General features: G+C 41.2%; 10 protein-coding genes. 6 read left to right on the top strand and 4 right to left on the bottom strand.

The genetic code is table 11. The features are described from left to right. The first annotated feature begins 15 nt into the window (after positions 1–15). Entirely contained in the window at positions 16–1,203 is a 1,188-nt protein-coding gene (locus KFQ09_RS06265; protein WP_008344253.1) for a CamS family sex pheromone protein, read from the top strand. Positions 1,204–1,563: 360 nt separating this feature from the next. Next, entirely contained in the window at positions 1,564–2,571 is a 1,008-nt protein-coding gene (locus tag KFQ09_RS06260) for a phosphotransferase enzyme family protein (RefSeq protein ID WP_255836114.1), read from the top strand. Positions 2,572–2,615: 44 nt separating this feature from the next. Here the strand turns inward: KFQ09_RS06260 and KFQ09_RS06255 are convergent, their stop codons facing one another. Further along, complete coding sequence (locus tag KFQ09_RS06255; RefSeq protein WP_008344247.1) at positions 2,616–3,308, bottom strand: MgtC/SapB family protein; 693 nt, start codon at positions 3,306–3,308, stop codon at positions 2,616–2,618. A gap of 168 nt (positions 3,309–3,476) precedes the next feature. Next, complete coding sequence (gene putP / locus KFQ09_RS06250; protein WP_061418249.1) at positions 3,477–4,958, bottom strand: sodium/proline symporter PutP; 1,482 nt, start codon at positions 4,956–4,958, stop codon at positions 3,477–3,479. A 411-nt stretch (positions 4,959–5,369) separates the two neighbouring features. Here putP and gatC point away from each other — a divergent pair, with 411 nt between their 5' ends. From gatC to gatB, 3 genes are read left to right on the top strand one after another with little or no spacing between them, the layout of a single operon-like run. Further along, on the top strand, positions 5,370–5,660 hold the full coding sequence (gene gatC / locus KFQ09_RS06245; RefSeq protein ID WP_003213898.1) for an Asp-tRNA(Asn)/Glu-tRNA(Gln) amidotransferase subunit GatC: 291 nt from the start codon (positions 5,370–5,372) through the stop codon (positions 5,658–5,660). A gap of 14 nt (positions 5,661–5,674) precedes the next feature. After that, a complete protein-coding gene (gene gatA / locus KFQ09_RS06240; RefSeq protein ID WP_007496857.1) occupies positions 5,675–7,132 on the top strand; it encodes an Asp-tRNA(Asn)/Glu-tRNA(Gln) amidotransferase subunit GatA in 1,458 nt (485 codons plus the stop codon). A gap of 13 nt (positions 7,133–7,145) precedes the next feature. Continuing rightward, positions 7,146–8,576 (top strand): Asp-tRNA(Asn)/Glu-tRNA(Gln) amidotransferase subunit GatB, encoded by a 1,431-nt coding sequence (gene gatB / locus KFQ09_RS06235; protein WP_007496855.1) that lies wholly within the window; start codon positions 7,146–7,148, stop codon positions 8,574–8,576. A gap of 183 nt (positions 8,577–8,759) precedes the next feature. Here gatB and KFQ09_RS06230 read toward each other — a convergent pair whose 3' ends face one another. Continuing rightward, positions 8,760–9,605, bottom strand: a complete 846-nt coding sequence (locus KFQ09_RS06230; RefSeq protein WP_017359798.1) for a TetR/AcrR family transcriptional regulator — start codon at positions 9,603–9,605, stop codon at positions 8,760–8,762. Positions 9,606–9,736: 131 nt separating this feature from the next. Here KFQ09_RS06230 and KFQ09_RS06225 point away from each other — a divergent pair, with 131 nt between their 5' ends. Further along, positions 9,737–12,946, top strand: a complete 3,210-nt coding sequence (locus tag KFQ09_RS06225) for an efflux RND transporter permease subunit (RefSeq protein WP_060780848.1) — start codon at positions 9,737–9,739, stop codon at positions 12,944–12,946. 30 nt (positions 12,947–12,976) lie between these two features. On the opposite strand, the gene KFQ09_RS06220 is transcribed toward KFQ09_RS06225, so the two are convergent. Next, entirely contained in the window at positions 12,977–13,930 is a 954-nt protein-coding gene (locus tag KFQ09_RS06220; protein WP_116307596.1) for a nucleoside hydrolase, read from the bottom strand. Positions 13,931–14,076 lie beyond the last annotated feature (146 nt).

Genomic DNA, 14,076 nt, shown 5'->3' with positions numbered 1-14,076 from the left:
GAGGAGTGTTTTCTATTGAAAAAGTTGCTATTGCTGCTGACAATGCTCACACTGGTATTGTCAGCGTGTGCACCTTTTGGGGGAAAGGATGAGGAAGAGGTCACACAAAAAACGGATGAAACGAAAGAAACAGCGATCATCCCAATGTACAACATCTCTGATTCCTATTACAAAATGGTGCTGCCGTTTAAACAAGGAGCGGCAAGAGGACTAACAGCAGAGCGTCTCAATACACGCTTAGACATTGATGAATTTGAAACAGGACTCATGCGCCTGGCAACAGAATCATTCAATACAAACGACTATCTGTTCCAAGAAGGACAGCATTTAGATGAAGATACTGTTCTCAGCTGGCTTGCCCGCAAAAAAACAGGCAGTGATCTGAAAAAAGCTGAAAAAGAAGACAAAGACTTTAAGAACTTAGGCTTAAACCCTGCTCTTCCAAACTCAGGTTCAACAAAGTCAAAAAATGAAAATAGTCCAATCTACTTAGCTTCCATGCTAGAACATAATTACTTAATCAGAAAAGATAAAAATAGCTTACAGCTTGGCGGGGTTGTCATCGGTCTTGCGCTTAACTCTGTCTATTATTATCGCGAAAATATCGGGGATCCTCAGCAAGAGGTGACCATCGATTCATCGAAGAATTCAAAGAAACTTTTAGCAGAGGGCGAAAAAATTGCGGAACAAGTCATTAAACGACTTCGTCAAATGGACGGACTGCAAAAAGTCCCAGTCATGATTGCCCTTTATAAACAAGCACCAAAATCATCTATTGTTCCAGGAAACTTCATCGCTAAAACCGATGTAAAAGCAGGATCAGCTGATATTGGTAGTTGGGATACGATTAAAGAAGAGAATGTCTTCTTCCCTTCAGATAATGCCAAGAGCAGCTACAAAGATGATTCAGAGCGATTTGACCGCTTCAAGACAAAGGTAGAAGACTACTTCCCGAATTACACAGGTGTGGTAGGCAAAGGTTTCTATAAAAACGGGAACTTGCAAAAAATGAAAGTAGAAATTCCAATGCAATTCTACGGAAAAACAGAAGTCGTGGCATTCACGCAATACTTAACAGGTGAAGTCATGGATTACTATAAGAGCACCAATATAGAAATCAACATCACCTCTTCTGATCAGCAAGAAGCCCTCATCACAAAAAATGCTGAAGATAAAGAACCAACGGTCCATATATATGACTAAATAAAAACCGCCTTTTGGCGGTTTTTAGCGTGTAGACAAACCCTCGCATTCTTTGTCAGTCCTGCGTGCTGGTGCTCACGAATGTGAATTCGCTCCGCGCCAGTACTTGTCCTTCCTAGGGCTGCAAAGGTTTTCTATCACGCTGAAAAGAAGACAAAGGGCTAAAATCAAGTTCATTTTCGCCCTTTGTCAACCATCTGAAAACCGCCTTTTGGCGGTTTTTTATTTCTAATTAGAGGAATTTTTCAACTTTTGTCAAAGTATGTGAAGAAACCAAAAGGAAAGGCAGGTATGTTGATGCTCGTATAAATGCTGATTACCGTCATGTATAAGTAAAAAGACGATAAAAGGAGAATCAGCATGCATAAAGAAGTAAAAGCACGATACGATGAACAAATGGTCTTAAAGAAAGCGGCTCTACTCTATCATTTTCAGCCAGAACAGGTCACATTTCTAGCCGATGCAGAAAATTATGTGTATGAATATACGGATGAAAAAGGGTCGAGTTATATATTGAAAATTACCCATACCATTCGCCGCTCCCGCACATATATTCTAGGAGAAATGGACTGGATTCGGTATTTATCTCAACATGGAATCTCAGTAGCTAAACCGGTTTTATCCGCAAGAGGAAAAGATGTTGAAGCGATTCCCGATCAAGCAGGAGGCGCTTTTTTGCTGAGAGTGTACGAAAAGGCGCCCGGCAGAAAAGTGACCGAAGCAGATTGGAATGGACAGTTGTTTCAAGCGTTAGGAGCCTATACTGGGCGTATGCATCAAACGACTAAACAATATCAAGTGAAAGATCCTCGCTATAAGCGTCAAGAGTGGTATGAGGAGGAGCAATTAAAGCTTGAAACGTATATTCCTTCTGATCAAACGGTTGTGTTGCAGAGAAAAGATGAACTGATGCAAAAGCTTCACCAGCTCCGAATATCCAAGGATGTCTATGGACTGGTGCATGCGGATTTACATCACGGGAACTTCCATTATCATCAGGGAGAAATCATTGCATTTGATTTTGATGATTGTGGGTATCACTGGTTTATCAATGATATAAGCATTTTGCTATACAACGTTCTTTGGTATCCGGTGATTCCGTATGAGGATAAAGCTGAATTTACGGGTGAATTTATGAGCCATTTTCTCAAAGGCTATCGACAGGAGAATGAGCTTGATGACGCATGGCTGGCGACAATACCAGATTTCCTTATGCTGCGTCATATGCTTATTTATGGGCTTTTACATCAAGCATTTGATCTCCAAACACTAAGCGCTGACGAAAGTGCCATGCTGGCGCGTTTTCGAAAGGAGATTGAGGACAAAACCCCAATTACGCCTTTTGACTTTCATCAGCTAACAACATAAATAGAAAGCCCCTTGCTGTTTCACATAGCAAGGGGCTTTTTATCCTAAACCGTATCACACTTCACACCAACAACGCCTTCTAAATCTTTAATATCAAAGTACACATCGGTTGTATAGCGGTCTTTATGTACGCGAACACGTACTTCCATGATCGGATAGTCTTTTTCCTTTAAATCATCAATACGTACAGAATGAATGCGAATATTGAGTGCTTTCATTTCTTTTAAAATCTCTGTCATGCGGTTTCGATCAGAAAGTGACATTCTGATGCGGATTTCTTTTTCCTGTAAGCGAATGGGTCCAATTCGCTGGAAGAGCCAAGGTAAAAATTCCACACTGACGAGAATAAAGAAAAGACTGAGGAAGGCTTCTTTATAAAAACCTGCACCTGTTGCAACCCCAAGTCCTGCTGCTCCCCAAATCATCGCAGATGTCGTAAGACCTGAGATGACGTCATTGCTTTTGCGAAGAATCACACCTGCTCCAATAAAACCAACACCAGATATAATTTGCGCCGGTAACCTGAGTGGGTCCATTTGAAGCTTAGAGACTCGAGGGAAATTGTAGGCTGCATCAATGCTGATGATGGTTAATACGCAGGAGCTGACAGCAATGACAATACACGTTTTCAGCCCAAGCGGCTTTTTCTTAAGTTCGCGTTCAAGACCGATGATCAAACCGATTAAGGTGGCAACGGCTAATTTTAAGACCGTATCCCATTCAATTGTCCAAAACATGCGTATCGCTCCTTTCACTTCATGTACGTTTCACATCATGTATATGATCTTCTCACAGCCCATATGGCTGCACAACTTCTATTTTATTCAGAAACGGGAGAAAGAAAAGCATTTTATTTAAAAATAAAGAGAGTCATCCGCATAATGCAGATGACTCCTCATGTCTAGTTATTTTGTTTCTTCTTCGAGATGGTCTTCCATTTTGCTAAATAGCTTTTTAGAAGCTTTAGACGGTTTATTTGTTAAGAGGCTGACAATAATAGCAGTCAAACCACTTAAAATAAATCCAGGAACCATTTCGTACAATCCAGTCGTGTTGTTTAAGCCTGTTGAAATCCAAACGAGAACGACAACAGCCCCAACAATCATTCCGGCTAAAGCGCCATGATGATTCATTCGTTTCCAGTATAGACATAACAAGATGACTGGACCGAATGAAGATCCAAATCCAGCCCAAGCATAACCGACAAGGTCAAGAATAGTATCACTTGGGTTTAGAGAGAGACAAATGGCAACAATCGCTACGACTAGTACAGAGATACGTCCAATCATCACAAGTTCTTTGTCAGAGGCTTTTCTTCTAAAGAATGTACGGTATAAATCCTCTGTCATCGCACTTGCAGTGACAAGCAGCTGAGAAGAAATTGAACTCATAATTGCAGCTAAAATGGCAGAAAGTAAAAATCCAGTAATATATGGATGGAATAACACTTTAGAAAACACAATAAAGATGGTTTCTGGGTCTGCCAAAGTGGTGCTTGTTTCATGAACATACGCCACGCCGACTAAACCGACAGATAGTGAACCAATGACAGACACAATCATCCAGCTCATACCGATACGACGTGCTGGCTTTAAATCTTTTACAGTCGTAATCGCCATAAAGCGAACAATAATGTGCGGCTGTCCAAAGTAACCGAGTCCCCAAGCGAGGAAGGAAATAATGCCAATGACGCTCGTTCCTCTAAAAATATCAAGCAATTTAGGGTCAATCTGTTGAATATCATTGAATGTGGCAACAGGTCCACCTAATTGAGTAAAGGCAACGATCGGCACGAGCACTAATGCTAAAAACATAATAGCTCCTTGAACAAAATCAGTTAAACTAACTGCCAAAAAGCCGCCGAATAGTGTGTACAAAATGACAATACTAGAAGTTAAGATTAAGCCAAACATATAATGAGCACCAAACGCTGATTCAAATAAGCGTCCGCCTGATACCATACCTGATGAGGTGTAAAGCGTAAAGAAAATCATAATGATGACAGCTGAGACAGCTTTCAATAAAGTAGATGAGTCTTTAAACCGTTTGTCAAAAAAGTCTGGAATGGTAATCGCATCATCAGCAACTTCTGTATACGATCTCAATCGTGGCGCTAGGAATAGATAGTTTAAGTAAGCCCCACTAATTAAACCAACAGCAAGCCATCCAGATGAAAGACCGGTTGTATACATAGCGCCTGGAAGCCCCATCAGCATCCACCCACTCATATCAGCTGCACCAGCAGATAGAGCCGTTACATAAGGACCTAACCCGCGTCCGCCTAACATATAATCATTCAAGTCATTTGTTTTTCTGAATGCATACCAGCCAATGGCAAGCATTCCAATAAAATAAATAGATAGAGAAATTACAATCTCAATACTCATGTTTCCATATCACCTTTTTCGTATTAATTTGACATCACCTCAATCAAAATATACAAAGAACAGCCTATTGAACTGTCTGCTCACTGCTATGGTTACTTAACCTATCAGAGTATTCCCAAGTGATCAACCTTCTTAAACATCCTCATCAGACAAAAAAATACGTGTATGCGTGATAAGCGTCTATATGTAAGCGTTTACTCAATTAAATAAAAGAAAAAATTTTCTGAAAAATAAAAAGTCACCTTGATGAATATTTTAGACAATGACTGCACCACAATGGCATATTAGTGGACAAAGCCTTTCTGGGCGACCTCGTAAAGTTGCTTTAGAACAGTAAAATTTGATATGATAAAGTGTATATGACTTATGATCATGACCACGAACACGTATCATTTTTGGAGGTGAACCTGCATGTCAAGAATTTCAATAGAAGAAGTAAAGCATGTTGCGCATTTGGCACGGCTTGCGATTACAGAAGAAGAAGCTGAGATGTTTACAGAACAGCTTGATAGCATCATTTCATTTGCAGAGCAGTTAAACGAGGTAGATACGGAAAACGTTGAACCAACAACACACGTATTAAAAATGAAAAACGTCATGAGAGAAGATGTTCCGAATAAAGGTCTTTCCATTGAGGCAGTCATCAAAAACGCGCCTGATCATAAAGACGGCTATATTCGTGTGCCATCAATTTTGGACTAAAGGAGGCCTGAGGCATGTCACTGTTTGACCACAAAATTTCTGAATTAAAAGAGCTTTTACATAAAAAGGAACTGTCTGTTTCTGATTTAGTGGACGAGTCTTATAAACGAATCCATGAAGTAGACGGGAAAGTACAAGCATTCCTAGCGCTGGACGAAGAGAAAGCACGTGCGTACGCAAAAGAATTGGACGAGGCCGTTGGTGAAAAGGACGAGCTTGGTCTATTGTTCGGTATGCCGATCGGTGTCAAAGATAACATCGTGACGAAAGATTTACGTACAACGGCATCAAGTAAAATCTTGCAAAACTTCGATCCTATTTACGATGCAACCGTTGTGAACCGCTTAAGAGAAGCGGAAGCTGTCACAATCGGTAAATTAAACATGGACGAATTTGCGATGGGATCTTCTACGGAGAACTCAGGCTTCAAAGCAACGAAGAACCCGTGGAATTTAAACACAGTTCCAGGTGGGTCAAGTGGTGGCTCAGCAGCATCTGTTGCAGCTGGAGAAGTACCATTCTCTCTTGGATCAGATACAGGCGGCTCCATTCGCCAGCCGGCATCATTCTGTGGTGTTGTTGGTCTTAAACCAACGTATGGCCGTGTATCTAGATACGGTTTAATCGCATTTGCTTCATCATTAGATCAAATTGGGCCGATTACGCGTAATGTTGAGGACAACGCATATGTTCTTCAAGCGATTTCTGGTGTTGATCAAATGGACGCAACGAGTGCAAATGTCGATGTCCCAGATTTTCTTTCTTCATTAACTGGCGACATCAAAGGCTTGAAAATCGCTGTACCAAAAGAATATCTTGGTGAAGGTGTTGGCGAAGAAGCAAAAGAGTCTGTTCTTCAAGCGTTGAAAGTATTAGAAGGACTTGGTGCCACATGGGAAGAAGTGTCTCTTCCGCATTCTAAATATGCGCTTGCGACTTACTACTTGCTTTCATCTTCAGAAGCATCTGCAAACCTTGCGCGTTTTGACGGTATTCGCTATGGCTACCGTACAGACAATGCAGACAACCTGATTGATTTATATAAAAATACCCGTTCTGAAGGCTTTGGAGACGAAGTCAAACGCCGCATCATGCTTGGCACATTCGCTCTAAGCTCAGGCTATTACGATGCATACTATAAAAAAGCGCAAAAAGTCCGTACGCTGATCAAAAAAGACTTTGAAGATGTTTTCGAAAAGTATGATGTCATTGTAGGACCAACAACACCAACTCCGGCATTTAACATTGGTGAAAAGACAAGCGATCCACTCACAATGTATGCAAACGATATTTTAACGATCCCTGTTAACCTTGCAGGCGTTCCAGGAATCAGTGTGCCTTGTGGATTTGCAAATGGTCTTCCGCTAGGACTGCAAATCATCGGTAAACACTTTGATGAAGGAACCGTTTACCGCGTGGCTCACGCTTTCGAACAAGCAACAGATCATCATAAAGCAAAACCTGAACTGTAAGGGGTGAATCAGAATGAACTTTGAAACGGTAATTGGACTTGAAGTCCACGTAGAGCTCAAAACACAATCAAAAATTTTCTCAAGCTCACCGACGCCTTTTGGTGCGGCTGCCAATACGCAAACAAGTGTCATCGATCTTGGTTATCCTGGCGTACTGCCTGTGTTGAACAAAGAAGCGGTGAACTTTGCGATGAAAGCAGCAATGGCACTGAACTGTGAGATTGCAACTGATACAAAATTTGACCGTAAAAACTATTTCTATCCTGATAACCCAAAGGCGTATCAAATTTCTCAATTTGATAAACCGATCGGTGAAAACGGCTGGATTGAAATTGAAGTAGACGGCAAAACAAAACGAATTGGTATTACACGTCTTCATTTGGAAGAGGATGCAGGAAAACTGACGCACACAGGCGACGGTTATTCACTCGTCGATTTCAACCGTCAAGGAACACCACTTGTTGAAATCGTATCTGAGCCTGACATTCGTACGCCAGAAGAAGCGTATGCTTACTTAGAAAAATTAAAATCCATTATTCAATATACAGGCGTCTCTGACTGTAAGATGGAAGAAGGCTCACTGCGCTGTGATGCCAACATTTCTCTTCGTCCGATCGGCCGTGAAGAGTTTGGGACGAAAACAGAGCTGAAGAACTTAAACTCATTTGCTTTCGTCCAAAAAGGTCTTGAGTTCGAAGAAAAACGCCAAGAGCAAGTATTGCTTTCTGGCGGCTTGATCGAACAAGAAACTCGCCGCTATGACGAAGCGTCTAAAAAGACGATCCTCATGCGTGTCAAAGAAGGTTCTGATGATTACCGCTACTTCCCAGAACCAGATTTAGTGGAGCTGTATATTGATGATGAGTGGAAAGAACGCGTAAGAGCATCCATTCCAGAGCTTCCAGACGAGCGCCGCAAACGCTACATTGATGAACTTGGACTTCCTGCATATGACGCAATGGTACTGACGCTGACAAAAGAAATGTCTGATTTCTTTGAAGCGACCATTTCAGAAGGTGCTGAAGCGAAGCAAGCTTCAAACTGGCTCATGGGTGAAGTATCTGCCTACTTGAACTCGGCTCAAAAAGAGCTGGAAGATACGAAGCTAACGCCGCAAGGACTGGCTGGTATGATCAAGCTTATCGAAAAAGGAACGATTTCTTCTAAGATTGCCAAAAAGGTATTCAAAGAACTTATCGAAAATGGGGGCGACGCAGAAACAATCGTCAAAGAAAAAGGACTTGTCCAAATTTCTGACGAAGGTGCACTGCTCAAACTTGTCACAGAAGCTCTTGATAACAACCCGCAATCCATTGAAGACTTCAAAAATGGAAAAGACCGCGCAATTGGTTTCTTAGTCGGACAAATCATGAAAGCATCGAAGGGCCAAGCAAACCCGCCGATGGTCAACAAGATTCTTCTTGAAGAAATCAAAAAACGCTAAATCGCAAAAACCGCCTAATGGAAGAGGCGGTTTTTTTGTTGATGGATAATGACAGGGTCTTATCACAGATTCAGACCACCGCCGTATATCAATTCATTGGTTCTTTTTTTATAATGAAGCATAAGCTTTAGCACATATTCGAAGGGGATAAAGGTGAACTAAAGTGAACATCGCCACGTATTGTCATTGGAGGAATAGCTTCAATTGTTCCACAGCTCTTTGGACAGCGGAGTCCTCACACGTTTCTAAATTTGTCAGCATCCCTTGAATGACCGGCTTGCGCGGCTCATCTTTGGCCAATTCTTCTTCAATAACTTCAATGGATACAAGGGTATCATCCGAAAGCAGATGCTCAGATTTTAACAATCGAAGCTCTTCTTGAAGAGTAGCGGCATTTGGCGCTTCATCATCCCAAATGTTTTGCTTTAGAATCGGCTTCGCATGAGAACGGAGAAGCCCATGCACCAAATCATCAAATCGGTCGAGAATAAAGGATGAGAGCTCATCACATGATAATTGCATCTGATCTTGCAAAAGCAGTACTTGCACATAAGATTGGATGATTCCTTGAATCATGACTGACAGGTCAGTTATATATGGTTCGATCTCCTGTCCATACGTGGTCAAAATAGAAATTTGGATTTCATCATTCATCTGCTTTTTAACCGTTTTGGAATACTTTTTAATTTGCTGATTTTCCGGAATAATGTTCTCGCTGAGGATCAAAATGATAAAATCCTTGTTCTCAGCAAAGTGCTGGAACTGTTCAGCGATTTGTTTCTGAAAGATATCTCTAGGCGCAAGATGTTGATTTTCTTTTCGAATCTTTTCAATACTTTGCATAGACGTGTCGATATAATATTCAAACGCTCTGTTGAAAAGCTGTTCTTTTGATTTGAAATGCAAATAAAATGCACCTTTAGAAATTCCGCATTCATCTGCAATTTCCTGAATGGTCGTAGAAGAAAAACCTTTTTTCGCAAACAACTGAATGCTTGCTTTAATGATTTTTTCTTTTTTTTCGTTCATGAAATAAGGCCCCTTCAGCTTTAGAATGTTACGTCAAACGCAAGTGAAATGGTTGACGGCATTGTATATCACCGTTTATTATGATATAGAATGACCAGTCAGTCAATACATAAAGGAAAATGGAGGACATAATGAATTCGATCATCAATTTTGTATTAAAGAACAAGTTCGCTGTATGGCTCATGACGATTATCGTAACAGTTGCTGGTCTATATGCCGGATTGAATATGAAACAAGAATCAATCCCGAATATCAACACTCCAGTCATTACGGTTTCTACAACGTATCCTGGCGCAACGCCGGACGAAGTATCAGATAAGGTGACAGACCCAATTGAGAAGTCGATACAAAACCTCAATGGGGTGAATGTGGTCACTTCTAATTCTTTTGAAAATGCCTCATCGATTCAAATCGAGTACGATTACAATAAAGATATGGATGAAGCAAAGAAGGAAATTGAAGATGCCATTAGCAATATCAATTTTCCAGAAAATGCAGAAAAACCAAAAATCACACGTTTTAGCATCAATGCGATTCCAATCTTAGCTCTAAGTGTCTCCGGTGATAAAGAATCATTACAAGACCTGACACAAAAAGTGGAAAATGATCTTATTCCTTCTCTTCAAAGCTTAGAGGGTGTCTCGTCTGTCGAAGCTTCTGGACAACAAATCAAAGAAGTAGAATTTTCTTTTAAACAAAAGAAATTGAAGGAATATGGTTTAGATGAAGAAACTGTCCAAAACATGATCAAAGGCTCTGATGTCAATGTACCTTTAGGGTTATACACATTTGGCAACAAGCAAAAATCAGTCGTAGTGGATGGCAATATTTTAAGTGTTAAAGATTTGAAAAACATGCGAATTCCTGTCACACCAAGTGCAAGCGCAGGAGCTGGTGCATCTGCTAGCGGCTCAGAAAATGCAGGTGCTCAAGGTACCGATCAGCAGGCTGGAAGTGCAAGTCAGCAGCAAGCAGCAGCTCAGCAACAAACAGGTGCAGGTGCAGCAAGCGGTCAATCGGTAGAACTGCCGACGATCAAACTTTCTGAGATAGCAGATATTAAAGTCGTGAAAGATGCAGAATCAATTTCTAGAACGAACGGAAAAGACAGTATCGGTTTGCAAATTGTCAAAGGCTCTGATGCCAACACAGTGAGTGTAGCAGAAGCAGTCACAAAAGAACTTGATACATTCAAAAAAGACAATAAAGGAATCAAAGTCAGCACGACATATGATCAAGCAGAGCCGATTAAAGAATCTGTCAGCACAATGCTGAACAAGGCGATCATCGGAGCAATCTTTGCGATCATTATCATCATGTTGTTCCTTCGAGATATCAAATCAACATTAATTTCGGTCATCTCCATTCCGTTATCCCTGTTGATTGCTGTTTTATTATTAAATCAGCTCGATATCACATTAAATATCATGACACTTGGTGCCATGACAGTCGCCATTGGACGTGTTGTCGATGACTCGATTGTTGTCATAGAAAACATCTATCGACGAATGGCGTTAAAAGATGAACCGTTAAAAGGTAAAGCACTCGTTAGAGAAGCCACAAAAGAAATGTTTATTCCGATTATGTCTTCGACGATTGTCACAATTGCGGTATTCTTGCCATTAGCGCTAGTGGGTGGAATGATTGGTGAATTATTCATCCCATTTGCATTAACCATTGTGTTTGCTCTAATGGCTTCACTACTTGTTGCCATTACAATCGTTCCAATGATGGCTCACAGCCTATTTAAAAAGAACCTGTATGGCAAAGCGAAAAAGGTAAAAGAACACAAACCAAGCAAACTTGCTGGTGGTTATAGACGTGTACTCAATTGGACATTGAACCATAAATGGATCACGTCAGGAATTGCGATTTTGATGCTGGTCGGAAGCTTATTCCTCGCACCACTTGTCGGTGTCAGCTTCTTACCACAGGAAGCAGAAAAAACGGCAATGGTGACATACACGCCAGAGCCTGGACAAACGAGAGAACAAGCCATTGCTGAAACGAAAAAGGCAGAGGATTACTTAATGAAACGTGATCATGTCAATACGGTTCAATATTCATTAGGCTCTTCAAATGCAATGACAGCAAGTGTTGGCGGAAACTCTAACGGTGCATTATTCTTCGTACAATACGACGAGGACACACCGAACTTTGATAAAGAAAAAGATCGTATGGTTAAAGCCCTTCAAGACAAAACGTCTAAAGGGGAATGGAAATCACAAGACTTCTCATCTGCTGGCGCAAGCAATACAGTGACGTACTATGTGTACGGTGACAAAGCAAGTGATATTGAAGGCACAGTCAAAGATGTCGAGAACATTTTAAAAGATGAAAAGAACTTGAAAAACGTCAGCACAAGCTTATCTGAGAAATATGACGAATATACGTTTAATGCAGATCAAGAAAAACTGGCGAAACTAGGCTTAACCGCTTCACAAATCGCACAGGCGATCGCTCCTCAAAGTAATGAAACAACGTTGACGAAAGTAACAGAGGACGGCAAAGAACTAGATGTGAAGCTTCAAACGGAAAAAGATGAATACAAGAGTAAAAAAGATCTAGAGAATAAAAAGATCACAACACCAACAGGACAACAAGTCCGAATTGGCGATGTGGTGAAAGTGAAAGATGGCACAACAGCAAACACTGTAACAAAGCGTGATGGGAAGATTTACGCTGAAGTATCTGGTGACATGACAACAGACGACGTATCAAGTGTGACACAAGATGTCCAGAAGAAAGTTGACAAGCTTGATTTGAAATCTGGCGTTACGATTGATACAGGCGGTGTAAGTGCGGATATTGAGGAATCCTTTACACAGCTAGGACTCGCAATGCTTGCAGCGATTGCGATTGTATACCTCGTTCTCGTCATTACATTTGGCGGAGGTCTTGCACCATTTGCGATTCTGTTCTCACTTCCATTTACGGTTATTGGGGCACTCGTTGGATTGTTTGTAGCGAAAGAAACCATCAGCTTAAATGCCATGATTGGATTGCTGATGCTAATCGGAATCGTTGTAACAAATGCCATTGTCTTGATTGACCGAGTGATTCATAAAGAAAAAGAAGGTCTTTCAACAAGAGAAGCCTTACTTGAAGCAGGTACAACAAGATTACGCCCAATCTTAATGACGGCACTTGCGACAATTGGTGCATTGCTGCCACTCGCATTAGGTTTTGAAGGCGGAAGTCAGATCGTATCAAAAGGACTTGGCGTCACCGTTATTGGCGGTTTAACAAGTTCTACACTTCTCACATTGGTGATCGTGCCAATCGTGTATGAAATCTTAAGCAAGTTTAGACGTAAGAAAAAGTACGCTGAAGAAGAGTAAGAGGAAGCCCCGCTAATGAGCGGGGCTTTTTTATGATGAAATCTGACAAACCGCTTTTCTCATCAGCTCTTCAAAGGCCTCGAAAAAGGCCTCCCGATCGACGTGGTCAATGACATGAATCGTCTTTCCATCTGGATGTTCTTCGGTACGTCCTTGTCTTGGTGTTTCAGTATAAACAATTGCATTCATTTCTTTTGAACGGGTAAATGAGGTAGAAGCAAGAGTGATGGTTGTCAGCACATCCCATAAGTAGTAAGTCGAGTTTGTTTCGTGATGAATGAGAGGTGGACAAAAGGCATAACATTGTCCGATAAAGTCAATCCCGATGTGGGAGCGCAGGGAAGCCCATCGTTGACGGACATCGAGTGTGAGCGGAACCTGATTTGTACTTTCAAGTGCGACCATTTCAATTGGAAAACGCTCTTGAAATACGGTGCTCACAGCATAAGGGTCCCAAAAAGCATTCCATTCTGCTGTTCCATCATGCTCAGGTTCTTCGACATTGCCTTTTTCAAGGAATGTGCCGCCCATCCACACCAGTTTCTCAATTTTATTTGAGATGGAAGGATCTTCTTCTAAGGCGCGTGCAAGGTCTGTGAGCGGTCCTGTAAAGAGCAGGGTAACAGGTTCTGTTGACTTTTTCACCGTTTCAATCAGGTGAAGATGTGCAGGAAGCTTAGATACTTTTGTATCAACAGCGCCTTTTTCATTTAAAATCGGCAGGGCATCTACATAAAAAGCATGCATACGCCATTCCTTTGGAAATGGATTGACACCTCTAGAATTAGAAGCGGCTACTTCAATCTCATATGGGCTAAATCGATCAATAATTTTCTGAGAAGCGCTCAGCGCAGGCTCTAAATAACAATCAGCAGGAATCACAGACATCCCGATTACTTTCAGGTGTTCCATTTGAAGAAGTAGAAATAAGGACACGAGATCATCAACACCGCCGTCATGGTTGAAATAGACAGGCTTTTTCATGGCATACCATCCTTTTCATCGTTTTCTTTTATCTTATCAGAATGCTGATCTGCTGAGGGAAACGTACCGTGAGATTTCAAATATTAGGGGGTTGTTCTGTTGCCATTTTCAAATCTCATAGTATAATTAAAGGTTGTTAGTGGTGA

The organism is Bacillus sp. FS02, assembly GCF_024398395.1.
Classification (GTDB): Bacteria; Bacillota; Bacilli; order Bacillales; family Bacillaceae; genus Bacillus; species Bacillus altitudinis.
Note: the sequence above shows the minus strand (reverse complement) of the source record. Positions and strands in the feature narration are given on the sequence as shown.

Coding starts and splice junctions, on each gene's coding strand:
- putP (WP_061418249.1), bottom strand. CDS start 4,958: ATGAGTATTGAGATTGTAATTTCTCTATCTATTTATTTTATTGGAATG.
- KFQ09_RS06225 (WP_060780848.1), top strand. CDS start 9,737: ATGAATTCGATCATCAATTTTGTATTAAAGAACAAGTTCGCTGTATGG.
- KFQ09_RS06255 (WP_008344247.1), bottom strand. CDS start 3,308: ATGTTTTGGACAATTGAATGGGATACGGTCTTAAAATTAGCCGTTGCC.
- gatC (WP_003213898.1), top strand. CDS start 5,370: ATGTCAAGAATTTCAATAGAAGAAGTAAAGCATGTTGCGCATTTGGCA.
- gatA (WP_007496857.1), top strand. CDS start 5,675: ATGTCACTGTTTGACCACAAAATTTCTGAATTAAAAGAGCTTTTACAT.
- gatB (WP_007496855.1), top strand. CDS start 7,146: ATGAACTTTGAAACGGTAATTGGACTTGAAGTCCACGTAGAGCTCAAA.
- KFQ09_RS06230 (WP_017359798.1), bottom strand. CDS start 9,605: ATGAACGAAAAAAAAGAAAAAATCATTAAAGCAAGCATTCAGTTGTTT.
- KFQ09_RS06220 (WP_116307596.1), bottom strand. CDS start 13,930: ATGAAAAAGCCTGTCTATTTCAACCATGACGGCGGTGTTGATGATCTC.
- KFQ09_RS06260 (WP_255836114.1), top strand. CDS start 1,564: ATGCATAAAGAAGTAAAAGCACGATACGATGAACAAATGGTCTTAAAG.